Below are 25,585 nucleotides of genomic sequence, written 5' to 3'. Positions count from 1 at the left end.
GATGTATCCTTTTTTTTACGATAAAATATAGACTGTGTGTTTTTTTCACAAGACATGCACGTGAACGAATTTGAGAGGTTTGATATGAAAATGAAATTACAAGAACTGCTTACATACTTTAAAAGTGAAAACAACGAATTGATAAACGAAAATCCTGATATCACTTCCATTGAAATGGATTCAAGAGAGGTGAAAAAGGGAAGCCTTTTTGTCTGTATAAAAGGCTATACAGTAGATGGACACGATTATGCTGAAAAAGCGGTGAAAAGCGGGGCTGCAGCAATTGTAGCGGAACACCCTCTTAACATAACAGATGTACCAGTCATTATTGTGAAACACTCTCAAAGAGCACTTGCAAGAATAGCTGATGCGTTTTATGGACAGCCAACTCATAAGCTGAATCTCATCGGGATCACAGGCACAAACGGAAAAACCTCAACAACACACATGATCGAACAAATGATGAGAAAAGCCGAGAAGAAAACAGGCTTAATCGGTACGATGTATATGAAGGTGAATGATGACATTCTCGACGTGAAAAACACCACACCTGAAAGTGTCACACTTCAGAAAACGTTTAAACAGATGCTTGATCAAGATGTAGATACAGCCATTATGGAAGTATCATCACATGCACTCCATCTTGGCAGGGTGCATGGATGTGATTATGATATTGCTGTTTTCACAAACCTTACACAGGATCATCTTGACTACCACAACACAATGGAAGAATATAAACACGCGAAAAGCTTGCTATTTTCTCAGCTCGGAAGCGCCTTTCATCACAATAAACCCAAGCATGCGATTTTAAATGCAGATGATGAGGCTTCGAGTTATTTTGAAAAAGTCACAGCTGCTGAAGTCATGACGTATGCCTTAGAGCAAAAAGCAGATGTCATGGCAAAGAATATTCAAATTATGCCAAAAGGAACTCAATTTGATTTGGTCACTCCAATTGGCACCAAGAATGTGACGGTTGCCCTCGTCGGAAAGTTCAATGTGTATAATATCCTGGCAGCTGTATCAGTCGGGATCGTATCTGGCTTAACGTTTGAGTCGATCGTTAGTGCGATTGAAGAGTTGGAGGGAGTCAAAGGCAGATTTGAACTTGTAAACTGCGATCAAGATTTCCCTGTCATTGTCGATTACGCGCATACACCTGACAGTTTAGAAAATGTCCTCACAACGTGTAGAGAATTAACAGAGGGCAAAATTTTCTGTGTGATTGGCTGCGGCGGCGACCGTGATAAAACAAAGCGTCCTCAAATGGCCCAAATCGCTGTGAAATATGCAGATGAACCTGTATTTACATCAGACAACCCAAGAAGCGAAGATCCTTCAGCCATTTTAAAAGATATGGAAAATGGGGTGCCAGACGCGTATTATCATAGCTTTGTGAATCGGAAACAAGCCATCTTCTTTGCCATTGCCAATGCGAAAAAAGGCGATACAGTCTTAATAGCGGGTAAAGGCCATGAGACATATCAAATCATTGGCGATCAAGTCTATGACTTTGATGATGCAAAGGTTGCAGTTGACGCTATTTTAGATCTAAACAAATCTTAAAATGATGAAAAGAGTGTAATGAAATGAAGCATTTTGTACAAAAACAACATACGAAGAACGCGAATGAATACCATAATAATGAATGCAATTTTCTGATGGAAAACGGCTTTGGAAATTCGGAAGGAGTAAAGAACGATGCTTGAACAGGTGATATTGTTTACAATCATAATGGGATTTTTAATCAGTGTTCTTTTATCCCCGATTTTTATACCGTTTTTAAGAAGACTTAAATTTGGTCAAAGTATTAGAGAAGAAGGCCCGCAGTCTCACCAAAAGAAATCTGGTACTCCGACAATGGGCGGAATTATGATTATCTTTTCTATCACCATTACAACGATTGTGATGATCAACAAATTCTCTGAGATTAGTCCAGAAATGTTTTTACTGTTATTTGTCACACTTGGTTACGGCCTATTAGGATTTTTAGATGATTATATTAAAGTAGCGATGAAACGAAATCTTGGATTAACATCGAAACAGAAATTAATCGGTCAAATTGTGATCGCAGTGATCTTTTATGCAGTTTTCCATTATTATCAGTTTGCAACGACGATTCGCATTCCAGGAACAGACGTCAGCTTTGATTTAGGATGGGCTTACTTTATCCTTGTCGTTTTCATGCTTGTCGGAGGTTCTAATGCCGTGAACTTAACGGATGGACTGGATGGTCTCTTATCTGGAACCGCTGCTATTGCTTTCGGAGCTTTTGCCATACTGGCTTGGAATCAATCCCAGTATGATGTAGCGATCTTTTCAGTAGCTGTTGCAGGAGCCGTCCTTGGTTTCCTTGTGTTTAACGCACATCCTGCAAAAGTATTTATGGGTGATACAGGTTCTCTAGCATTAGGCGGAGCCATTGTAGCAATTGCGATTTTAACGAAGCTTGAAATTTTACTTGTCATTATTGGTGGAGTATTTGTTGTTGAGACGCTATCCGTTATTCTTCAAGTGATCTCCTTTAAAACAACCGGCAAAAGAATCTTTAAGATGAGTCCGCTTCACCACCACTATGAGTTAGTTGGCTGGTCAGAGTGGAGAGTAGTTGTCACCTTCTGGACAGCTGGTTTATTACTTGCTGTTTTAGGAATTTACATCGAGGTGTGGTTATAATTGAATAAGATGCAAATGTTAAAAAACGAACATGTACTAGTATTAGGTCTTGCAAAAAGCGGATATGCGGCAGCTTCAATTCTTCATGAACATGGAGTAAATGTGACGGTAAATGATCAAAAACCGTTTGAAGAAAACGAACCTGCTCAGCTACTTTCTGAAAAGGGGATTGATGTCGTTTGTGGCAGTCATCCTCTTCGTATATTCGAAGATAAAGAAATTACGATTTTAATTAAAAATCCAGGAATTCCATATGAAAATGTGATGGTTCAAGAAGCGCTTCGCCGCCAAATTCCAGTTTGGACGGAAATAGAATTAGCGTATCATTTAACCTCATCCTCTTTTATTGGGATTACTGGATCGAATGGAAAAACCACTACCACGACTTTGATTTATGAAATGCTGAAAAAAGACAGCCAAAAAACATTAGTGGCGGGTAATATTGGAACAGTTGCCAGCGAAGTCGCTGCAAATGCAGCTGGCGATGAGTGGATCGTAACGGAACTCTCTTCTTTTCAGTTAATGGGAACAGTTGAGTTTAGACCTAAAATCAGCTTAATATTAAATATTTTTGATGCACATTTAGACTATCACCACACTCGTGATGAGTATGAAAAAGCAAAGCAGAAAGTATTCGCACATCAACATGAAGATGATATCGCTGTAATTAACCTAGATGATCCATCGGTCGTAAAACTGGCAGAAGGTTCAAAAGCAAAAAAAGTGTTTTTCTCAGTGAAAGAGCCAGTAGAACATGGTGCGTTTATTCAACATGGTGCAATTTATTACATGAATGAACATATCATTGATGTAAAGGATGTTGTCCTTCCTGGTGAGCATAACCAAGAAAACATTCTGGCAGCTATTTGTGTTGTGAAAAATGCAGGCTGCTCAAATGAAGCAATCGTACACGTTCTCACGACATTTAGTGGAGTGAAGCATCGTCTGCAGTTTGTAGATACAATTCAAAGTCGGAAATTTTATAACGATAGTAAAGCAACCAATATTTTGGCAACAAGTAAAGCATTGTCAGCCTTCGAACAACCGACCATTTTATTAGCAGGTGGACTTGATCGCGGCAATGAATTTGATGAATTGAAACCTTTCATGAAAAATGTAAAAGGAATTATCACATTTGGTGAGACTGCACCTAAGTTTGTGAAGCTTGGTGAAGAGCTTGGAATACATCACGTAAAACATGTCGATAATGTTGAACAAGCAGTACCTGCGGCGTTTAACATATCTGAAGAAGAAGACGTGATTTTATTATCTCCGGCTTGTGCAAGCTGGGATCAACATAAAACATTTGAAGAACGTGGAGACATGTTTGTAAACGCCGTGCATATGCTTAAATAAGGGCTTGTCTCTCATATGACTGACAGCCCAAATGAAATTATGCTTGGGGTGTCGGTCTCTTGACGAATAAGAAAACTTCTCCGGATTTTTTGCTTGTTGTCATTACGTTACTTTTATTGACGATTGGTTTAATTATGGTGTACAGCGCTAGTGCTGTGTGGGCATCGTATAAATTTGATGATTCGTTTTATTTTGCAAAAAGACAGCTTTTGTTTGCCGGAATCGGAGTTATCGCAATGTTTTTCATTATGCGAGTCGATTATTGGACGTGGCGGACTTGGTCAAAGATATTGATTGCTGTTTGTTTTCTCCTTTTGCTGCTTGTACTCATTCCTGGTATCGGTATGGAGAGAAATGGATCAAGAAGCTGGATCGGTGTCGGTGCGTTTAGTATTCAGCCCTCTGAATTTATGAAGCTTGCGATGATTGCGTTTCTTGCAAAATTCTTATCTGAAAAACAAAAAAATATCACATCCTTTCGCAAAGGTTTTGCCCCAGCTTTAGGCATTGTATTTTCTGCATTTGCCATCATTATGCTTCAGCCGGATCTGGGAACAGGAACGGTGATGGTTGGAACCTGTATTATTATGATATTTGTTTCAGGTGCGAGAATTGCTCACTTTATATTTCTCGGTCTTATAGGACTCAGCGGGTTTGCTGCACTTGTCTTATCAGCACCCTACCGAATAAAACGAATTACATCGTACTTAAATCCTTGGGAAGATCCGCTAGGCAGTGGGTTTCAAATTATTCAATCCTTATACGCTGTTGGTCCAGGTGGTCTTTTCGGAATGGGACTTGGTCAAAGTAGACAAAAATTCTTCTATTTACCTGAGCCCCAAACGGACTTCATCTTTGCGATATTGTCTGAAGAGCTTGGCTTTATAGGGGGATCACTCATTTTACTCCTCTTTAGTGTTCTATTATGGAGAGGCATACGAATAGCACTTGGAGCCCCAGATTTATATGGAAGTTTCCTGGCAGTTGGTATTATTTCAATGGTGGCCATTCAAGTAATGATTAACATCGCAGTTGTCACTGGACTTATTCCTGTGACAGGTATCACGCTCCCATTCCTTAGTTATGGCGGCTCATCACTGACATTAATGCTGATGGCGATTGGCGTACTTTTGAATGTAAGCAGGTACGCAAGATATTAACGTGCTGAAGCTCATGAAACCATGTTGACGTTTATTTTGCAAAAGTACAAAAAAATGATTTGAAGAGTGAAAATGACAGTTTTTGTTTCGAAAACGTGTTTTTTGACTCTTCTTTACAGGTTTTAACGGAGCCCTGTTGTTTAAAACAGGGTTTATACTTTGTTCAGAGCAGAAAAAAATTGAGGGGAAATGGTATAATGCGTATAGTAATCAGTGGAGGCGGAACAGGCGGACATATTTATCCGGCCTTAGCCTTTATTAAAGAAGTGAAAAGACTGCATCCTGATGTGGAATTTTTATATATCGGTACTGAAAATGGACTTGAAAAGAAAATTGTAGAAAGAGAAAATATCCCTTTCAAGGCGATAGAAATTTCAGGTTTTAAACGAAAGCTTTCCTTTGATAACGTCAAAACGGTGATGAGATTTTTGAAAGGCGTTCAAAAAAGCAAATCTTACTTAAAAGAATTCAAACCTGATGCGGTCATTGGAACAGGCGGTTATGTGTGTGGGCCTGTGGTTTATGCGGCTTCTAAGCTGAAGATCCCGACTATTATACACGAACAAAACAGCCTGCCTGGTATTACAAATAAGTTCCTAGCGAGATATGTTAATAAAGTAGCCATCTGCTTTGACGAAGCAAAGGCACATTTTCCTTCTGAAAAGGTTGTATTTACGGGAAACCCTAGAGCCTCTGAAGTCGTCTCTATAAAAGAGGGGAAATCTCTTAAAGAATTTGGGCTCGATGAACAGAAAAAAACGGTTCTTATTTTCGGCGGGAGCCGAGGTGCTGCTCCTATCAATAGAGCAGTGATCGAAATGCAAGATGATTTAAAGGCTAAAAACTACCAGCTTTTATATATCACAGGTGAGGTTCATTATGAAAAAGTGTTGAATGAGCTAAAGGAAAAAGGTGCAGCACCTAATATGATCACAAAACCTTTCTTACATCAAATGCCGGAGTACCTGAAATCGATCGATGTGATTGTTGCAAGAGCGGGAGCTACAACAATTGCTGAAGTAACGGCTCTTGGAATCCCAACCATTTTTATTCCGAGCCCATACGTGACGGCAAATCATCAGGAAATCAATGCAAGATCACTTGAAAAACATGATGCTGCGATTGTTTTAAGAGAATCAGAGCTTTCAGGGGATCGTCTGCTGCATGCAATTGATGAAATTGCCGGTAATGAAGAAAAACTCAACCAAATGAGCCGTTTAACGAAAGAACTCGGAGTACCAGATGCGGCTGCACGTTTATATAATGTGTTAAAAGATATTACGACTACATGATGGAATGATATTAGGTAAGGCGGAGGGTAATATGGAGAACTTGAAGAATGAATTATTAGAAGCGCAAGTTGGTAAAGTACTTGAAAATGAGCCGCTTGCTAATCATACAACAATGAAAATAGGCGGACCAGCAGATCTTTTGATCATCCCAAAAGATATCGATGCAGTTAAAACGATCATGGATCAGGTGAAAAAACACCATACGAATTGGACGGTCATTGGAAGAGGATCGAATTTACTTGTACTTGATAAGGGAATTCGTGGAGTTGTTCTCAAGCTAGGTGCTGGACTGGATCACCTAACTGTAAATGATGAAGAAATTACAGTTGGCGGCGGCTATTCTGTCGTAAGGCTCGCGACATCTCTTAGTAAGCAGGGTCTTTCAGGGTTGGAATTCGCAGCTGGTATTCCAGGGTCTATTGGAGGCGCTGTTTATATGAACGCAGGTGCACATGGATCTGATATCAGTAAGATTCTTGTGAAAGCTAGAATCTTATTTGAAGATGGAAGCATCGAGTGGCTCACAAATGAACAGATGAATTTCAGCTATCGAACATCAGTCCTTCAAAAAGAACGACCTGGCATTGTTCTCGAAGCCGTGTTTAAGCTCAAACAGGATGATCGCGAAAAAATCACAAAGAAAATGCAGCAAAATAAAGATTATCGTAAAGAAACCCAGCCTTATAACCGGCCATGTGCTGGCAGTATTTTTCGAAATCCGCTGCCTGAATATGCAGGACAGCTTGTAGAAAAAGCGAATTTAAAAGGATACCAAATCGGCGGAGCTAGAATTTCCGATATGCACGGCAACTTTATAGTCAACGCTGGTGGAGCTACTGCTCAAGACGTGCTGGACCTAATTCAGTACATCCAAAAGAAAATTAAAGAAGACTACAACGTAGATATGCATACAGAGGTAGAAATTATCGGTGAAGAAAATTAACAGCTAGTTTTTATGAATGATGGCATCACAGGAAAACAAACGGCATGAAAGAATGCCGTTTGTTTTCTCATCAAAATGATGACCCAAAGATGTGGACAAGCAGCTTTGAATGAGGTGAAGAGTATATATGCGGCCTGATCATGAAAATGAAAAGATCGTCAATATAGAAGAGCGAATTCCTAAAATTAAAGAACAAAGGAAGCAAAAAGCGAATCGTAGACTGATCTCTTTTATACTACTGTTTTTTATCATGGTTTTAATTATTATTTATTTGCAAACACCAATCAGCAAAATTTCTTCTTTAACCATCACAGGTAACGAGCATGTCTCTACAAAACAGCTTGTTAAACTTTCACAAATTAAAGAAGGCGAAACAGAGTTTTGGAATTTAAATAAAGATATAACAGCAGATCATATTAAACAAAATAAACTGATTAAAAGCGTTAGGATCAAAAAGCATTTCCCAAATAAGGTCAGTATTGCTGTCAAAGAATATGCAAATATTGCGTATCTTCAAAAGGGAAATCTATATTATGAGCTTCTTGAAAATGGGACCGCTTTACCAGAAGAAGTTACACCGAGTCATGCAGGACCTATTTTTGTCGATTGGGACAACAAGGAGAAGCTGAAGCAAACCGTTAGATCTTTAAATCAGCTGCCAGCCTCTATTCAGGAACTCATCTCAGAAGTATATTATGTGCCGACAAATTCAAACCAGTGGCTAGTTAAATTTTATATGAATGACGGAAACACTGTGATTGCATCAATTAAAACATTCGGTGATAAAATGAAAACCTATCCAGCCATTGTAAAAGAACTTTCGTCTTCTGAAAAAGGCACAATCCATATGGAAGTCGCTACGTATTTTGAAGCGTTTAAATCTAAGAAAAAGGAAGATGAGCGTTGAGAGGCAAAACAGTTATATTCTCAATTGTCATGCTTGTTCTTGGTTTTCTGATTTCTTTTTCATACCAATATACAAAGCAGCATCAGGCAGATGTCATTCGAACAGAGCAATGGAAAAAAGAATACTCTCTGAAAAGTCAGCTCACAAAGCAAGAAAAGGCGAATCAGAAACTCGAAAAAGAATTATATAGTCTTCAATCAAAGGTTCAAGCGACAGAGTCCAATTTGAAAAATGAAAAAGAGCAGTATTTTAATGTACTGGAAGATGTTGAGAAATACAGAATGTTTACAGGAGAGATTGGTGTAAAAGGAAAAGGGGTCAATGTATCTCTTGAAGATGCATCTTATATCCCGAGTGGACAAAATGTCAATAATTACATTGTGCATGAGAGCCACATTTTTCATGTGATAAACGAACTATTTATATCAGGGGCTTCTGCTGTATCTATTAATGGGCAAAGAATCACACACCAATCATACATACATTGTAATGGTCCAGTTGTCACTGTTGATGGTGTTCAGCATCCAGCACCATTTGTCATTTCTGGTATTGGAGATCCGGCTGTGTTAATACCTGCTTTAAATATTGCAGGAGGAGTGGTCGATCAGCTGACAAGTGATCACATTTCAATGACGATTGAGAAAACGGATATTCGTATGAACCCTCTTTTAAGAAACAAAGATTAAAAGTGAAAAGGTGAGTGGTGTTGAGGAAAAAGAAGCCTTTACTTAGTTTAACAGCTTTAATGATCATATTTGGCATCATGGTCTCCATCCAGTTTAATTCTTTACAAAAGCCCAAAGTTCGTGATACTCGTGATGTTTGGGAACTGAGAGAGGATTTATCTGCATCTAAAAGTAAGGAATTGGATTTGCTCAAAGAAATTGATAAATACGACGAGATGCTAAAAAAATATGGTCATCAAGGAGATCAATCAAAAGAAGCACAATTAACAAAAACGTTAAAAGATTTAAAAGAAAAGGCTGGTTTTACAGAAGTGGAAGGGGAGGGGATTGAAATTGAAATTTCTCAGCTTTTTTCAAAGGACCTTACCGGAGAAGAAGTGAAAAATATCCCGCCTGATCTTCTGAAAAAGTTAATTAATGAAGCCAATATGTTTGGGGCAAAACATATTTCCATCAATGATCGCCGTGTAATTAATACAAGTGTGATTCGAGATATTAATGGCACGACAAAAATAGATGGTTACAGCTTAGATAGTGATGAAGTCAACATTAAAATGATTAGTGAGCAGGCCGACAAATTATACAGCCGTTTAAATGTATCAGATATTGGTGATTTGTTTGCTCAGGAAAACTTCAGCTTGAGTATGAGCCAGCCGAAGAAAAAAATCCATTTAAAAGCATATGACGGTGCAATTCAAGTAAACGAATTGAAGCCTCTTGAAGATGTAAAGGAGGGAAAATCTTAATGTGGCTTCCTGTACTTGGCTTAATCATAGGAGTTGCGATCGGTTTCTTAACAAATTTTACGATACCGAATGAGTATTCTAACTATCTTTCCCTCGCTGTACTTGCTGCGCTTGATACATTGATTGGTGGAATCCGAGCACATCTGCAAGGGGCATACGATGAACTAGTGTTTGTATCAGGCTTCTTCTTTAATATTATACTCGCAATAAGTTTAGCTTTTCTGGGCGTCCATCTTGGTGTAGACTTGTACTTAGTCGGAATGTTTGCATTCGGCGTTAGATTGTTTCAAAATATAGCAGTTATCAGAAGAATTCTACTAACAAAATGGACAATTTCAAGAGAAAAAAAGAAAAAAAGTGAGTCATAAAAAAGGATATACATATGATGTAACGAATATTTTCAGTAATCCTAATAAAAAATGTTGATTTTTTAAGTTTTGTTACACACTTGTAAAAACACATTCATTGTATTGTTGTTCAGCAAATAATAGAATAGAAAGTATTGATATGTGAGGAGGTGCCATAGAATGAACAACAATGAAATTTACGTCAGCCTTGACATCGGTACATCCAATATAAAAGTCATCGTCGGAGAAATGGCGGATGATTCGCTTAACATTATAGGTGTTGGAAATGTCCCTTCAGAGGGGTTAAAAAAAGGATCGATTGTTGATATAGATGAGACAGTTCATTCTATTAGACAAGCATTTGAACAGGCTGAGAGAATGGTAGGATTTCCTTTACAAAAGGCGATTGTCGGAATTAACGGAAACCACATTCATATTCAGAATACGAGCGGCGTGGTCGCAGTATCTAGTGAAAACAAAGAAATACATGCTGAAGATGTGAGACGTGTCTTAGATGCAGCACAAGTAGTATCTATTCCTCAAGAACATCTCGTCGTAGACGTGATTCCGAGACAATTTATCGTCGACGGAAGAGATGAGATCACAGATCCGAAAAAAATGCTTGGTGTTCGGCTAGAGGTGGAAGGATCGTTAATTACAGGTTCTAAAACGATTCTACATAACTGGCTCCGATGTGTAGAAAGAGCTGGAATTGAAATTATGGATATTTGCTTGCAGCCAATCGCATCGGGCTCAGCAGCATTATCGAAAGATGAAAAAAATCTCGGGGTAGCTCTTGTCGATATTGGCGGCGGATCTACAACGATTTCCGTATTTGAAAACGGGCATCTCTATTCTACTCACAGTATCCCTTTGGGCGGAGAGAACATTACAAAAGATTTGTCTATAGGACTTAGAACTTCCACTGAAGAAGCTGAACGAATCAAAAAACAATTTGGGCATGCGTTTTATGATGAGGCATCGACTGAGGAGACATTTGAAGTTTCTGTGATCGGTACCGATCAAAAACAAACGTATACACAACTTGATGCGGCTAACATTATTGAAGCGCGGCTGGAGGAAATCCTGCTCTTTGTGGCAGAGGAATTAAGAAATATGGGTGTCCATGATTTGCCTGGTGGATTCGTTCTAACAGGTGGACAGGCAGCCATACCAGGTATCCTTTCTCTTGCACAAACGGTTTTGCAAAACAATGTCAGGATTGCAAGTCCGAATTATATCGGGGTGAGAGAGCCTCAATATATGACAGGAGTGGGTTTGATCCACTTTGCTTATCGCAATGCAAAGATTCAGGGCAGACAGGTTGGATTCCAAATGCCAGATGAGGCGTTTCATGAAGTAGGCGCATCCATGGAGCCGGTTTCTTCTGCACCACAAGTGAAAGAAGCGCAGCCAAGACCGAAAGTTAAACAAAAAGCACAACAAGAGACAAATAAAAAACCGGGCAAAATGAAAAAACTATTTAATATGTTCTGGGAATAGAATTAGATTTTCGACGGATTAGGAGGATTCAGCATGTTGGAGTTTGAAACAAATATAGACGGCCTAGCATCAATTAAAGTAATCGGAGTAGGTGGCGGCGGGAATAACGCTGTCAACCGAATGATCGAAAATGACGTACAAGGTGTCGATTTTATTGCAGTCAATACAGATGCACAGGCGTTAAATCTATCAAAAGCAGAAACTAAAATGCAAATCGGTGCTAAGCTGACAAGAGGGCTTGGAGCAGGTGCGAATCCTGAGGTCGGTAAGAAGGCTGCTGAGGAAAGCAAAGAGCAGATTGAAGAAGTACTAAAAGGCGCAGACATGGTCTTCGTTACAGCTGGTATGGGCGGTGGAACTGGTACGGGTGCTGCACCTGTCATTGCAAAAATCGCAAAAGATTCTGGTGCATTGACAGTTGGAGTCGTGACTCGTCCTTTCACATTTGAAGGAAGAAAGCGTCAGCTTCAAGCAGTTGAAGGAATTGCTTCTATGAAAGAAGCAGTGGACACATTAATCGTGATTCCAAACGATCGCTTGCTTGAAATTGTTGATAAAAACACGCCAATGCTGGAAGCATTCCGCGCGGCAGATAACGTGCTTAGACAAGGTGTTCAAGGGATTTCCGATTTAATTGCAACACCAGGTCTGATTAACCTTGACTTTGCTGACGTGAAAACAATCATGTCCAATAAAGGTTCGGCTCTTATGGGTATTGGTGTCGCAACAGGTGAAAACCGTGCTGCTGAAGCAGCGAAGAAAGCCATTTCTTCACCACTTCTAGAAACAGCGATCGATGGTGCTCAAGGCGTCATCATGAACATTACGGGTGGCACGAACCTAAGTCTTTATGAAGTGCAAGAAGCAGCGGATATTGTGGCTTCTGCATCTGACGAAGATGTAAACATGATTTTCGGGTCTGTCATCAATGATAACTTGAAGGATGAAATTGTGGTGACTGTGATCGCAACTGGATTTATTGAGCAAGAGCCAGAAGTGACAAAACCACAAAGAAATCCACTAGGACAAGGATTAAAGCAAAATCAATCCATTCCTCAAAAACGTGAAGTAAAACGTGAGGAACATCAGCAGCCATCATCTCAGCCGAGACAAAATACACAATCAAGTGATGATACGCTGGACATTCCAACGTTCTTACGCAACCGCAATAAACGCTAATCGAGTATAGCTTAACCCCTTCCATTGGAAGGGGTTTTTTCATGTCTCAACGTATAAGGGGACTCTAATCAAAAAGTCTTAAAAGCGTGAGAGCCACTTCATCTTTCATATGTAATTTGACTTAAGGTGCTTAAGAAAAAAGAATCATTTTTAACCCCTCTTACAAAAAACGACAAGATGATGACCTTTATTTGACTACATTAAAAAGAACACCATGAATCTTGTCATGAACAAAAGAAGGAAAGGAGTGAGACATATACTCTGTTTGGCCATTTGAGGAGGAGGGATTTGATTGAAATTGAAGTTTCGCAAAACCGCCGGCTATCGTTTGATGAGTCTTTTGGTGATAGGTACTTTAACGATGACAAGCTTTGGGATGGTTCAAGCAAAATCGACTTCTACCTCATATCAGGAGGAAGCTGTTTCCTCTAAGACAACAAAAGCAAAGATCTCATCTAGATTAATGAAACAGTTTCAACAGGATGACAAGGTGACCTTTTTAATCAAAATGAAGGAGCAAACAAATACGCAAAAAGTGGCGAAGGAAGCTGTGTCCAGAGCCAAAAAACAGAAATTAACAGCGGCTAAAACGCAGTACACAAAAAGATCAGCCGTCGTATCAGAATTAAGAGCAACGTCTGAGGAGACGCAGCAAGCGCTGCTTACGTATTTACAAAAGGAACAAAAGAAAAAGCAAGTGAAGGAGATTCATTCGTACTATATTGTGAATGGTCTAGCGGTGACGGGAACGAAAGAAGTCATGGAAAAGGTGGCTTCCTTCCCAGAAGTAGATCAAGTGCTGCCGAATGAAACCCGTCAAATTCATCGCCCCGTTGATTTGAAGACGTCTAAGCAGAAAAAACAAATGAAAGCAGTAGATGGAGTCGAGTGGAACATTTCTCAAGTTCATGCTCCAGAAGCGTGGGCTTTAGGCTATGACGGTACTGGTACTGTTGTGGCAAGTATTGATACAGGAGTGGAATGGGATCATCCTGCTTTAAAGGAAAAATACCGCGGATTTGATCCAGCACACCCGAATGATCCATCTCATGAATTCAATTGGTACGATGCTACAACAGGATCTGAAGCGCCATACGACGATTTAGAGCATGGTACACATGTGACGGGGACGATGGTTGGCTCTGAGCCAGATGGAAAGAATCAAATCGGAGTCGCACCAGGCGCAAAATGGATTGCGGTGAAAGCTTTCTCAGAAGATGGTGGTTCAGATGCTGATCTGCTTGACGCAGGAGAGTGGATTTTAGCACCAAAAGATGAGGACGGAAACCCACATCCAGAAAAGGCACCAGATGTCGTCAATAATTCTTGGGGCGGTGGGCCTGGTCTTGATGATTGGTATAAAGATGTGGTCAATGCTTGGAGAGCGGCGGACATCTTCCCAGAGTTTTCAGCTGGCAATACCGATTTATTTAACCCTGGTGGTGAGGGATCAATTGCAAATCCTGCGAACTATCAGGAGGCCTTTGCAACGGGTGCAACGGATCAAGACAACAAATTGGGGTCTTTCTCGCTGCAAGGTCCGTCTCCATATGGCGTCATGAAACCAGATATTGCGGCCCCAGGGGTAAACATTCGTTCATCCATTCCAGGGAAAGGGTATGAAGATGGCTGGAATGGGACGTCGATGGCTGGTCCGCATGTTTCAGCTGTTGTGGCTCTTCTTCGCCAAGTACAGTCAGATCTTTCTGTTGAAGAGATTGAACAAATTCTCATTGATACAGCGAAGCCGTTGACTGATCAGCAATTCCCGGAATCCCCTAACAATGGCTATGGGGCAGGTTTAGTTGATGCAAAAGAGGCGATTACGGCATTAACAGATGGAATTGGCACGATTGAAGGACAGGTGACAAACGAAGATGTTAATTTAGGTGATATGAAAATAACAGATCAAGCCCTGCCTCAAAAAGAAAAGGCTGTACATCCACATAAGAAGCCTGCAAAAACAAAAGAATTGAAAAAGGGAAAAAATCTTGATGCTCCGTCCATCAAAGCTCTTCCTATGAAAGCGGAAATTAGTGTTCTTGAAAGCGGAAAATCAACGTACACAGATGAAGCGACAGGGAGATATCAGCTTACTCACAGTGCAGGGGAATTCACAGTGAAAGCGGAAGCTTACGGGTTTGAATCACGCAAACAAACAGTCAATATTTCTTCAAATGAAACGGCTGAGGCAAATTTCCCCTTACAGCCACTTAAGAAACGAACGATATCCGGTACAATTGTCAATGAAGCAACGGGTGAAAAAGTAAAGGATGCCACGGTTTATCTTGTAGAGGATGCGAAAATTAAGCCGGTGAAAACAGATGAAGCTGGCGAATTTTCTCTAGAGGCATTGAGCGGTGTCTATACCGTCAAAGTATTTGCGAAAGGGTTTAAAGGTTATTCTTTTACAGCAGATGTGACAGAAAAGCCGGTTAAAAAAGCCATTCAGCTGGAGCCATTCATCGGCTTTGCTGGTGAAATTGGCTACGATGACGGAACAGCTGAAAATGCGCGAGCCTTCTATGATCCTGGCAATGGCTGGGCTGTGAAGTTTTCATTAGAAAAGGGGAAGAAACAAGCGCAACTCACAGGGGGGCTTTTCCGTTTCTGGTCATCAGAGTGGCCAGCTCCTGGCGGGAATGAATTTGCGGTTGAGGTGTATGATGCTTCTGGGAAGAATGGAGCTCCAGGGGAGAAAATTGCAGGACCTCTAAAAGCGAATGCGCTGCGTAATGGTGAATGGACAAAAGTAGATTTAGAAGATCAAGCCATTACGGTGGATGGAGATTTCTATCTTGTCTATATTCAAACGAAAAAGAATACGGAGTCTCCAGGACTTGCAACGGACGAAGATGGTCCAAATGCTGAAAGAAGCTGGCAGCTGACAAGCGGTGCTTTTTCTCCTTCTCCAAAAGAAGAAGGGAATTATATGATTCGGGCGCTTGTTGACTATGAAGCAGATGTGCCAGAGATTATATCTCCGAAGGCGGGAACCATTTCGAACAAAGGTGAACTGGAGATTGAAGGCAAAGCCTCCCCTGGGCTTGATGTAGCGATTTATCAAAACGATGAAGAGATTGCCAAAGTGAAAGCAGATCAGTCAGGCGCTTTCAAAGAAAAGGTCACAGTTTCAAGTGGAGAGCATGTATTCACAGCTGCGACTGTTACGGATAAAGGCGCAACGAAACGATCAAAACCAGTAAAGGTCATCATTGATCAAACAGCTCCAGCACTCACCATAGATACACCTAAAAAAGGGGGAAAGTCTAATAAAGAATCACTCACTGTAGAAGGAAAGGTCACAGATGATCATCTTGATCAAGTCACTGTAAATGGAAAAAAGGCAACCGTAAAAGATGGAAAATATTCCGCAAGAATACTGCTTGAGAACGGGAAAAATACAATAAAAGTAACAGCGAAAGATGCAGCAGGAAACAAAACGACTAAAAAAGTCAATATCGATGTCCAATACGAGGCACCTGAAATTTCTAAGCTGACTCCAGCAGAGAATGTCCATCTATCATCAGGAGAGTCTGTTAAAATTTCATTTAACAGCAGGGAAAAGCTAGACGCAACGTTTGTTATTCACATGCCGCTGACAAACGCGAGATCAAAGCTTCAAAATACAACAGAGCTGCCGCTTCGCGAAGTATCTAGCGGAACATATGAAGGCTACTGGACAGCTACTTCTACCGCCAAAGCAAAAGGTGCGGTCATTGAAGTAATTGTGCGAGATGATTATGGAAATGTCACAAGACAAAAGGCTTCAGGCACATTAAACATCAATGAAAAGTAACTTAAACAAAAGACACGATTTCCAGGAGCGTGTCTTTTTTTTTCGAGCAATTGTTTGAAAGCTTGTCCAGAAGAACACTCTCTTGCTTCGCGCTCTCATTCCTCGACAAAAACAATAACAATCCACCAAAAGTTCTCTATCATCCCCAACAAGAATTGACAGACTTCCATCTCTTGACTGTTTTATACTGGTACAAACAAGTGCAAGTACTGCTTTTGATTCTTTGTTTCAGATGAAAGGAGCAGAAGGTGGTCATTTATTTAGATGTGATCTGGCTGTTAAACTTTTGTTTTGATCTATTGCTTCTCTTACTCACTGCATTTATTCTCAAACGACAAGTAAAAAAAAGGCGATATATGTTAGGAGCTCTCATTGGATCGAGCATTGTTCTCTTGCTCTTTACACCATTTGCAATGGTTGTGTCACACCCTTTAGGCAAACTATTTTTTTCTGTCTTCATCGTTCTTGCAACCTTTGGTTTTCAAAGATTTCGTTCCTTTTTTCAAAATCTGTTTGCTTTTTACTTTGTAACATTTTTGATGGGAGGAGGCATGATCGGGGTTCATTCGTTTTTGCAAACCAACACAGTGATCCAAGATGGCCTGCTCATTTCACAAAATGATGGCTTTGGTGATCCCATTAGCTGGCTTTTTGTTTTAACCGGCTTTCCTGCGATATGGCTGTTTTCAAAGAAAAGATTAGGAGAGGTTGGTGCGAAAAAAAGACAATATGATGAACAAGTGCTTGTAGAGATACACATTCACGGGGAGACCATCCGCTTAAATGGACTCGTCGATTCTGGCAATCAGCTGTATGATCCTATGACAAAAACACCTGTCATGATCGTCCAGGCCGATCAGCTAACGGCCATTTGCGGAGAGCCATTTATAGAGCTCATGAAACAGTCTCATCCTGTTGAAGTGATGCAAAAGATCGATGATCAATTTCCCCTTCTTGATCGATTAAGACTTGTTCCATATCGAGCAGTCGGTCATGATCACGGTTTTCTACTATGCCTAAAACCAGATACAGTCTTCATTTATTCAAAGACGCTTATGATTCAGCCAGCCAAGTGTTTTGTAGGGTTGAGTCTGAGCGGTTTATCAGCAGATCAGGAATTTCAATCCATCATTCATCCAGATATGTTAGACGGGAAAATCATCCAGGGGGTGTCGTAGTTTTTTGTGATGTCTTTTATCTTACGAGGTCAACTTGACATTTAGAAGGGAGAAGAAGATGAAAAAATTAAAATTTAAACTCACTTACTACTGGTATAAACTCCTCATGAAGCTAGGTCTAAAGAGTGATGAAATTTATTATATTGGTGGAAGTGAAGCGCTGCCGCCTCCATTATCAAAGGATGAAGAGCAGGAACTGCTTGTCAAATTACCAAAAGGTGATCAAACCGCAAGGGCGATTCTGATCGAAAGAAATTTGCGTTTAGTCGTTTATATCGCAAGGAAATTTGAAAACACAGGTATTAATATTGAGGATTTAATTAGTATCGGAACCATTGGCCTGATCAAAGCAGTCAATACATTTAACCCTGAAAAAAAGATCAAGCTGGCAACATATGCTTCGAGATGTATTGAAAATGAGATTCTGATGTACTTGAGGCGAAATAATAAAATCCGTTCAGAAGTCTCGTTTGATGAACCGCTCAACATTGATTGGGACGGAAATGAACTGCTTTTATCAGACGTACTTGGAACAGATGATGATATTATCACGCGGGATATTGAAGCAAATGTAGATAAAAAACTGCTGAAAAAAGCGCTGGAGCAATTAAATGACCGCGAAAAGCAGATCATGGAACTGAGATTTGGCTTGGTCGGCGGTGAGGAAAAAACCCAAAAAGATGTCGCTGACATGCTTGGGATTTCCCAGTCGTATATTTCGAGGCTTGAAAAAAGAATCATTAAACGATTACAAAAAGAATTTAATAAAATGGTCTAAAAAAATTTTTTGAAAGCTCGATCCCTGTACTGCCAAAGGGATAACCATTTTTTCACATGATTCTCGTCATCGCTCGTGCATATTTTTCCATCCCAAGGAGATACTGAACTTTGTACAACAGCTCCTGTAGGGAGGGAAAAAAGTGTCCAGAAATAAAGTGGAAATCTGCGGAGTCGACACCTCCAAACTGCCTGTTCTGAAAAACGACGAGATGAGAAAATTGTTCAGACAGCTGCAAGATGAGGGTGACGATACAGCAAGAGAAAAGCTAGTCAATGGCAATTTACGGTTGGTTTTAAGTGTGATTCAGCGTTTTAACAACAGAGGCGAGTATGTCGATGATCTCTTCCAAGTAGGCTGTATCGGATTAATGAAATCAATTGATAATTTTGATTTAAGCCACAATGTCAGATTTTCAACTTATGCGGTTCCTATGATCATAGGAGAAATCCGTCGATACTTGCGTGATAACAACCCGATTCGGGTGTCTCGTTCACTAAGAGATATTGCCTATAAGGCACTTCAGGTCCGTGAGAGGCTGATTAGTGAGACAAGCAAGGAGCCAACAGCAGAAGACATTGCCAAAGTGCTCGAAGTGCCTCATGAGGAAATTGTCTTTGCCCTAGATGCGATTCAAGATCCTGTATCTTTGTTTGAACCGATCTATAATGACGGAGGAGATCCGATTTATGTGATGGATCAAATTAGTGATGAACGGAACAAAGACACACAATGGGTGGAAGAATTGGCCTTAAAAGAGGGCATGCGCAGATTGAACGACAGGGAAAAAATGATTCTTCGTAAACGCTTTTTCCAGGGCAAAACGCAAATGGAAGTCGCTGAAGAGATCGGGATTTCTCAAGCACAGGTCTCAAGGCTTGAAAAAGCAGCCATAAAACAAATGAATAAAAACATCTTTTAAAGCCGCCGCTTCATGTGCGGCTTTTTTCATTCTTGTTAGAGAACATGCCCCTAGTATTGACTCGGTTATTTTTTTCATTTAATCTGTTTTTAACAAATGTTATTTTAGATATCATTTGTTAGGGAACACTTAAGCGGAAAGAAGGGTTATTATGACATTCCATGATGAAAGAAGGCTGCTCATTAAGGTTGCGCATATGTATTACGAAGAAGGCGCCACTCAATCTAACATTGCAGAAGCTGTTGGGGTTAGCCGTTCGCTCATATCGAAATATTTGGCAAAAGCACGTGAAGCAGGAATCGTGGAAATCATTATTCATGATGAAGTCAATCAACAGTATGGATCGTTAGAAAGAAAAATAGAACGCAAATATGGGCTGCGAGAAGTCGTCTGTGTGGAAACGCTTAGCAAAGACACAACCAAAAGCCGAATCGGTGCGGCGGCGGCGGGCTTTTTATTAAAAGTGATGAAGGATGGACAAGTTATCGGCTTTTCCTCAGGGACAACGCTGCATGAAATGGCGAAAGCGCTTACGTCTGTTCAGTACTATCCATCCGTGACATTTGTTCCGCTTGTCGGAGGTGTGGGAAATGAAGACGTCGATATCCACGCCAACTATATTATTGCGAGATGCACAGAGGCACTCAAATCTAAATGTGAGTTTTTACATGTTCCCGTCATGCTTGATACGAAAGAAGCGAAGGAAGTACTGATTAGACAGCCGTCGATCAAAAAAGTGATTGAACTAGGAGAATCATCAAATATTGCGGTTGTCGGAATTGGCGGTGTTCCGCAGCATTCAACGATGGTGAAATCTTATATGACAAGCGGCGAAGAGGACATCCTTCAAGCGAAGGGTGTAGCAGGTGACATTTGCTATAACTTTATTGATCATCAAGGGGAAGTATATCCCCACCCATGGAACGACCGGGTGATGGGCATAAGCCCGCAAAAGCTGAAAGAAATTCCGCTGGTCATAGGTGTCGCCGGAGGCGAAGAAAAAATTGAAGCGATCCGGGCGGCATTAGCAGGTGGATTAATTCATGTATTAATTACCGATGAACGAACAGGAGATGCCTTATTAAAGTAACTACCTAATATTATTAGGTAGTCAGCGTGTAGACAAACCCTCGCATTCGGTGTCAGTCCTGCGTGCCGGTGCTCACGAATGTCAAATTCGCTCCGCTCCGGTACTCGTCCTTCCTAGACTGCAAAGGTTTTCTATCACGCTGAAAAGAAGACAAAAGGTTAAAATGAAGATCATTTTAGCCCTTTGTCAACAATCTGTAACTACCTAATATCATTAGGTAGTTTTTTTTTGAGTCTAAAGACTCAAAAAGATTGAAAATTTTATCGATTTTAGCTTGACACAAAGTTGACACATCATATAAACTAAGTTCATAACAAATGATAAATAAAATAACAAATGTTACAATAAGCAGATCTTTGTTAATTTTTATAACATTTGTTAAAAGTTTCAGATTATATTTCTAGCAATCTATTGAGAAGCAAGAAAACCTGAAAGGATGATTTAGATGTCAATCTATCAACAGTTGTTAGCTCGAGAACGCAGTGGAGATCCAATCAAAGTAGGGATTATTGGAGCAGGCCAAATGGGCTTTGGACTCATTTCACAAATTTCTAAAATTCCAGGCATGATTGTCGCTGGTGTTTGTGATATTCACCTTAGTGCAGCAGAGAAGGCAGCGAATTTTTACAAGCAGCATGCAAAGCCGCATCAAATGGTTGTCACAAATGACTACAGAGAAGTGATTCAATCAGATTTCGTGGAAGTTGTCGTAGATGCAACAGGAGTTCCAGAGGTCGGAGCAAACATTTCTTTGGAAGCGCTTAATTCGAAAAAACATCTCGTTCTTTTAAATGTAGAAGTTGATATTACTATCGGTTTGGTCATGCATAAGTTATTCACAAATGCAGGGCTTGTTTACTCAGGATCAGCTGGAGACGAACCAGCAGCAACACTAGAATTATATGAATTTGCGAAAACAATGGGTCTTGAGGTGCTGGTTGCCGGGAAAGGAAAGAACAACCCATTCTTCCCAGAAGCAAATCCAGATACGTGTAAAGCAGAAGCAGATAGTAAACATATGAGTGCACATATGCTGGCTGCATTCCAGGACGGCACAAAAACAATGGCCGAAATGAACTTATTAAGTAATGCGACAGGGCTTCTGCCTGATAAAGTCGGTATGCACGGAGTCGAAGCGAATTTAGAGAATGTAGCAGATAAATTGAATCAAAAACAGCAAGGCGGCGTGCTGGATAACTTCGGAGTCGTTGAATATGTAAATGGACTTGCACCAGGCGTATTTGTCATCGTCAAGAGTGATCTTGAGCCAGTAGATGAAGAACTGCGCTACTTAAAAGTTGGAAAAGGTCCGCACTATACACTTTACCGTCCTTTCCACTTAGCGAGTCTTGAAACACCTGTCACCATCGCAAAAGCGATCTTACAGCATGATTCATCCATCCACCCAATTGGTGTACCAGTGTCAGAAACAGTAGCTGTTGCGAAAAGAGAGATTAAAGCAGGGGAATCACTTGACGGAATTGGCGGGTACTCCGTAAGAGGTGTACTTGAAACACATCAAGACATGAAAACGAACGGCCACATTCCAATTGGCTTAATCAGCGGAAAAGTCGTAGCGAAAAAAGACATCAAATTAGGACAATTCCTGACTCATGATGATGTAGAACTTGATTCAAACACAACGGTCTGGAAGCTGCGTTCATTACAAGATCATTTATTTCAATCATAAGGACGTGAAGCTATGGAAAAATTAGCAATCGTACTTTGTATCATTCTCATTGTGCAGTATGGGTTATCTTTTATTCAAATCAAGTACTACCGCAAGAGCATGGATTCACTTATTGATGACTACAAAGGGAAGCAAGGCTATCACTTGTTTTCGGGAATGGAACGGCGCAAAGTTGGCCCTGGAGCCATAGCGCTCATCATTGTGGATGAATCTTATATCATTCAAAAATGCCATGTGCTTGGCGGTGTGTCGATCTTATCTAAATTTAAAGAAGTTCCTTCATATGAAGGAAAGCATGTTGGTGCAGTGCTAGACGAGCACCATATGATGAAGCAGACATTGAAAAAACGCAAAAAGGGGCCAGCTGTCATGCACGCACTTTCCATGGCGGCTGAACAAGCACTTGTCTCGATTTCGAAAAAAAATATAACAAATGTGAACTAAAGAAAGGGGAGATGAAACATGGAATGGATTCAATGGTTTGGAGAGCACTTTATCGGAATGTTTGAAGCCGGTGGAAAGCAATTCATGGGTCTTGTTACAGGCATCGTTCCAACGCTTGTTGTGTTACTTACTTTCACTTATGCTGTCATGAAGTTTATTGGAGAAGAGCGAGTGAATAGAGCGATCCAGTTTGCAGCGAAATATACGATTTTGCGCTACACGTTAATGCCGATCTTATCTGTTCTTATTTTGACAAACCCAATGGCTTATACGTTTGGCCGCTTCTTACCTGAAAAACAAAAACCAGCATTCTATGATTCAGCTGTTTCATTTGTTCATCCGGTGACATCACTGTTCCCGTATGCCAACGCAGGAGAACTGTTTGTCTACTTAGGGATTGCAAACGGGATTAAAGAAGCAGGATATTCAATGTCAGAACTTGCTGTTCGTTACTTCTTAGTCGGGATCGTCGTCATTTTACTTCGCGGTATTATTACTGAATGGATTACAAAATACTTAGCAGGAAAAATGAAAGCGAATTCACAATAGGGGAGGGTTAGACATGACAAACCACAAAGTATTTGTTGCAAAAGGTGCTGGCGGATGGGGAAAAGGCTTGGAGCTTGAACCGACTGGTAAAAGAAGAAAGGTTGTTTCCATTACAGGGGGAGGCATTCACCCAGTTGCACGTAAAATTGCAGAAATGACAGGGACAGAAGCATGTGACGGCTTTAAAAACTCGATACCAGAAGATGAAATGATGTGTGTTGTCATTGACTGCGGTGGAACTGCGCGAATCGGACTGTATCCAATGAAGCGCATTCCAACTGTAGACGTTTTGGCATCCTCTCCTTCTGGACCGCTTGCAAAACATATTACAGAGGATATCTTCGTATCAGGCGTAACAGAAAAGGATATTTCCTTTGCGGAAGCATCTGATGGTGAGTCGAAAGTAGAAGGTCAGGAAAACAGTGAGCCAATTGACAAGGAGAATTTCAAAGAAACCTATTCAAAACTGAAAGAGGAAAATATCGAGCGTCAGGAAAAAGGTAATTTCCTCATGAGATTCTCAAGAGGAATCGGGAAAGTCACCGGTACGTTCTATCAGGCTGGCCGTGATTCCGTTGATATGCTTTTGAAAAACATTATTCCATTCATGGCATTTGTCAGTATGTTAATTGGAATTATCAATTATACAAAAATCGGTGACTTGATTGCTCATTTTCTATCGCCACTGGCAGGATCTATATGGGGGCTCTTACTGCTCGTCGTGGTCTGTACATTGCCGTTCCTATCGCCTGTCTTAGGACCTGGAGCAGTCATTGCACAAGTCATCGGTGTTCTCATTGGTAGTCAAATTGCACTAGGGAATATCCCGCCTCAATTTGCACTCCCTGCACTATTTGCCATCAACGGTCAAGTAGGGTGTGATTTCATTCCAGTTGGTCTGTCACTTGGTGAAGCGAAGCCGGAAACGGTACAATATGGGGTACCAGCTGTTTTGTATAGCCGTCTCATTACAGGGGTTCTATCTGTTGTGATCGCATACGTTGCCAGCTTCGGTATGTATTAAACGTATTAAAGGAGGAATCGAGATACATGGTAACACAATCTGTCGTAAAAGAAATTGGGATCTTAGTCCCGCAATTTAAAGAAGATAAGCTGATTGTTTTATTTGGACCCGCAGCGCCGCAGGAATTAAGAGATATGTCCGTCATTCATGAGTTCGAACATTTAGAAGAACAGCCGCTGAAGCTGGGCGGTACCATTCAAGTGGGCGATCAAACGTACACGATCACAGCCCTCGGCAATAAAGCAAATGACAACTTTAAAGAGCTCGGCCATATTTCGATCTACTTCCAAGAGCCGTTTGATGATGTATTACCGGGAGCTGTCTTTGCATTCCCGCACACGTTTCCTGATATAAAAGAAGGCGTACGAATTGAAATTTCGTAACGATAAAGAAAAGCTGTTCCGTAAAAGGAGCAGCTTTTTTTATGTGAGGTTTACCAGAAAGAGCAATTGCGATATGCTGTAAACATTCATTATTTGTTTATTCAGAATTTTTACTCAGGGGGAAATGATGGTGTCACTTGAATTGAAGGATGTTTCTTTAAAACGAAATGGGAAATGGCTGCTGCAATCTGTTGACTGGCAGGTGAACAAAGAGGAGCACTGGGTGCTTTACGGTTTAAATGGTGCGGGAAAAACCGCTTTATTAAATATGCTCTGCTCATATTATTTCCCTACATCAGGTGAGATGACCGTGCTGGGACATGTCTTTGGCAAGGAGGCGCTTGGCGAAAAGCTCAGGAAGAAAATTGGCCTCATTTCTGCGGGACTTGAAAAGAAACTGCACAGAGACGACAATGCATTTGAAATAGTTCTCAGCGGAGCATTTGCTTCGATCGGGCTTTATGAAACCCCGACAGATGAGATAAGAGAGAAAGCCATTGATCTATTAAAAGCATTTGGTTCATTCAAATATGCGAACCGGACATATGAAACACTCTCACAAGGAGAAAAGCAAAAAGTCCTGATTGCGAGGGCTTTAATGAATGATCCCAAGCTCTTGATTTTAGATGAGCCTGTGACGGGTCTTGATTTTTTAGCAAGAGAACAGGTGCTGGAGACCATCTCATTCATTGCTTCAAAGCCTGATGCGCCTACTTTACTTTATACGACCCATCATGCAGAAGAGATTTTGCCTGTTTTTCAGCACACCTTATTATTAAAAGATGGGACTGTTTTTGATCAAGGAGAAACAAAAGAGATGATGACAAGCGATTTGCTTTCTTCCTTCTTTGAATGTCCGGTAGATGTGATGTGGAGAAATGGCCGTCCTCACTTAAGTAAATTGTAGATGAAAGAAACTATTGGTCTGTATCC

At 40.6% G+C, this 25,585-nt stretch carries 23 protein-coding genes; all 23 read left to right on the top strand.

The window, feature by feature from the left end:
• Positions 1 to 90: 90 nt before the first annotated feature.
• The 23 genes from C6347_RS06630 (at position 91) to C6347_RS06520 (ending at position 25,559) form a co-directional block, all read left to right on the top strand.
• Positions 91 to 1,566: a UDP-N-acetylmuramoyl-L-alanyl-D-glutamate--2,6-diaminopimelate ligase gene (locus C6347_RS06630; protein WP_066031763.1), complete on the top strand. Its 1,476-nt coding sequence runs from the start codon at positions 91 to 93 to the stop codon at positions 1,564 to 1,566.
• 135 nt (positions 1,567 to 1,701) lie between these two features.
• Positions 1,702 to 2,676, top strand: a complete 975-nt coding sequence (gene mraY, locus C6347_RS06625; protein ID WP_003211854.1) for a phospho-N-acetylmuramoyl-pentapeptide-transferase — start codon at positions 1,702 to 1,704, stop codon at positions 2,674 to 2,676.
• A gap of 9 nt (positions 2,677 to 2,685) precedes the next feature.
• The gene (murD, locus tag C6347_RS06620) at positions 2,686 to 4,032 is read left to right on the top strand and encodes a UDP-N-acetylmuramoyl-L-alanine--D-glutamate ligase (RefSeq protein ID WP_374955731.1); all 1,347 of its coding nucleotides are present in this window, start codon (positions 2,686 to 2,688) and stop codon (positions 4,030 to 4,032) included.
• Between the two features lie 59 nt (positions 4,033 to 4,091).
• Entirely contained in the window at positions 4,092 to 5,192 is a 1,101-nt protein-coding gene (gene spoVE / locus C6347_RS06615; protein WP_003212197.1) for a stage V sporulation protein E, read from the top strand.
• A 197-nt stretch (positions 5,193 to 5,389) separates the two neighbouring features.
• Positions 5,390 to 6,484: an undecaprenyldiphospho-muramoylpentapeptide beta-N-acetylglucosaminyltransferase gene (gene murG, locus C6347_RS06610; RefSeq protein WP_066030946.1), complete on the top strand. Its 1,095-nt coding sequence runs from the start codon at positions 5,390 to 5,392 to the stop codon at positions 6,482 to 6,484.
• Between the two features lie 31 nt (positions 6,485 to 6,515).
• A complete protein-coding gene (murB, locus tag C6347_RS06605) occupies positions 6,516 to 7,427 on the top strand; it encodes a UDP-N-acetylmuramate dehydrogenase (protein WP_034662552.1) in 912 nt (303 codons plus the stop codon).
• 127 nt (positions 7,428 to 7,554) lie between these two features.
• The gene (locus C6347_RS06600; protein WP_060596191.1) at positions 7,555 to 8,334 is read left to right on the top strand and encodes a cell division protein FtsQ/DivIB; all 780 of its coding nucleotides are present in this window, start codon (positions 7,555 to 7,557) and stop codon (positions 8,332 to 8,334) included.
• Entirely contained in the window at positions 8,331 to 9,020 is a 690-nt protein-coding gene (locus C6347_RS06595) for a DUF881 domain-containing protein (protein WP_106036774.1), read from the top strand. Before C6347_RS06600 ends, C6347_RS06595 begins: the two co-directional genes overlap by 4 nt.
• Before the next feature lie 20 nt (positions 9,021 to 9,040).
• Positions 9,041 to 9,766, top strand: coding sequence for a DUF881 domain-containing protein (locus C6347_RS06590; protein WP_066030945.1), 726 nt, complete (start codon positions 9,041 to 9,043; stop codon positions 9,764 to 9,766).
• A complete protein-coding gene (locus tag C6347_RS06585; RefSeq protein WP_003210988.1) occupies positions 9,766 to 10,134 on the top strand; it encodes a small basic family protein in 369 nt (122 codons plus the stop codon). Before C6347_RS06590 ends, C6347_RS06585 begins: the two co-directional genes overlap by 1 nt.
• 159 nt (positions 10,135 to 10,293) lie before the next feature.
• Positions 10,294 to 11,616 (top strand): cell division protein FtsA, encoded by a 1,323-nt coding sequence (ftsA, locus tag C6347_RS06580; protein WP_034662541.1) that lies wholly within the window; start codon positions 10,294 to 10,296, stop codon positions 11,614 to 11,616.
• Between the two features lie 33 nt (positions 11,617 to 11,649).
• Positions 11,650 to 12,795 carry a cell division protein FtsZ gene (ftsZ, locus tag C6347_RS06575; RefSeq protein ID WP_024424252.1) on the top strand — a complete coding sequence of 382 codons (1,146 nt, stop codon included), beginning with the start codon at positions 11,650 to 11,652 and terminating at the stop codon, positions 12,793 to 12,795.
• A gap of 292 nt (positions 12,796 to 13,087) precedes the next feature.
• Positions 13,088 to 16,594 carry a S8 family peptidase gene (locus tag C6347_RS06570; protein ID WP_106071525.1) on the top strand — a complete coding sequence of 1,169 codons (3,507 nt, stop codon included), beginning with the start codon at positions 13,088 to 13,090 and terminating at the stop codon, positions 16,592 to 16,594.
• Between the two features lie 248 nt (positions 16,595 to 16,842).
• On the top strand, positions 16,843 to 17,772 hold the full coding sequence (gene spoIIGA, locus C6347_RS06565; protein WP_060596194.1) for a sigma-E processing peptidase SpoIIGA: 930 nt from the start codon (positions 16,843 to 16,845) through the stop codon (positions 17,770 to 17,772).
• 58 nt (positions 17,773 to 17,830) lie between these two features.
• Positions 17,831 to 18,550 (top strand): RNA polymerase sporulation sigma factor SigE, encoded by a 720-nt coding sequence (gene sigE, locus C6347_RS06560; RefSeq protein WP_007499746.1) that lies wholly within the window; start codon positions 17,831 to 17,833, stop codon positions 18,548 to 18,550.
• 142 nt (positions 18,551 to 18,692) lie between these two features.
• Positions 18,693 to 19,472, top strand: a complete 780-nt coding sequence (gene sigG, locus C6347_RS06555) for an RNA polymerase sporulation sigma factor SigG (protein WP_003211879.1) — start codon at positions 18,693 to 18,695, stop codon at positions 19,470 to 19,472.
• Between the two features lie 151 nt (positions 19,473 to 19,623).
• Positions 19,624 to 20,562 (top strand): sugar-binding transcriptional regulator, encoded by a 939-nt coding sequence (locus C6347_RS06550; protein WP_066030943.1) that lies wholly within the window; start codon positions 19,624 to 19,626, stop codon positions 20,560 to 20,562.
• 445 nt (positions 20,563 to 21,007) lie between these two features.
• A complete protein-coding gene (locus tag C6347_RS06545; RefSeq protein WP_066030942.1) occupies positions 21,008 to 22,252 on the top strand; it encodes an NAD(P)H-dependent oxidoreductase in 1,245 nt (414 codons plus the stop codon).
• 12 nt (positions 22,253 to 22,264) lie between these two features.
• A complete protein-coding gene (locus C6347_RS06540) occupies positions 22,265 to 22,696 on the top strand; it encodes a transcriptional regulator GutM (protein WP_034662530.1) in 432 nt (143 codons plus the stop codon).
• A gap of 18 nt (positions 22,697 to 22,714) precedes the next feature.
• Positions 22,715 to 23,245, top strand: coding sequence for a PTS glucitol/sorbitol transporter subunit IIC (gene srlA / locus C6347_RS06535; RefSeq protein WP_003210918.1), 531 nt, complete (start codon positions 22,715 to 22,717; stop codon positions 23,243 to 23,245).
• 13 nt (positions 23,246 to 23,258) lie between these two features.
• Positions 23,259 to 24,269 (top strand): PTS glucitol/sorbitol transporter subunit IIB, encoded by a 1,011-nt coding sequence (srlE, locus tag C6347_RS06530; RefSeq protein ID WP_060596196.1) that lies wholly within the window; start codon positions 23,259 to 23,261, stop codon positions 24,267 to 24,269.
• Between the two features lie 26 nt (positions 24,270 to 24,295).
• Positions 24,296 to 24,652: a PTS glucitol/sorbitol transporter subunit IIA gene (locus tag C6347_RS06525; RefSeq protein ID WP_060596197.1), complete on the top strand. Its 357-nt coding sequence runs from the start codon at positions 24,296 to 24,298 to the stop codon at positions 24,650 to 24,652.
• 127 nt (positions 24,653 to 24,779) lie between these two features.
• Positions 24,780 to 25,559 (top strand): ABC transporter ATP-binding protein, encoded by a 780-nt coding sequence (locus C6347_RS06520; protein WP_106036777.1) that lies wholly within the window; start codon positions 24,780 to 24,782, stop codon positions 25,557 to 25,559.
• Positions 25,560 to 25,585 lie beyond the last annotated feature (26 nt).

It is taken from the genome of Bacillus sp. NMTD17 (assembly GCF_002998735.1).
Classification (GTDB): domain Bacteria; phylum Bacillota; class Bacilli; order Bacillales; family Bacillaceae; genus Bacillus.
The sequence above is the reverse complement of the archived record's forward strand: the minus strand, read 5'-3'. Positions and strand labels throughout refer to the sequence as shown.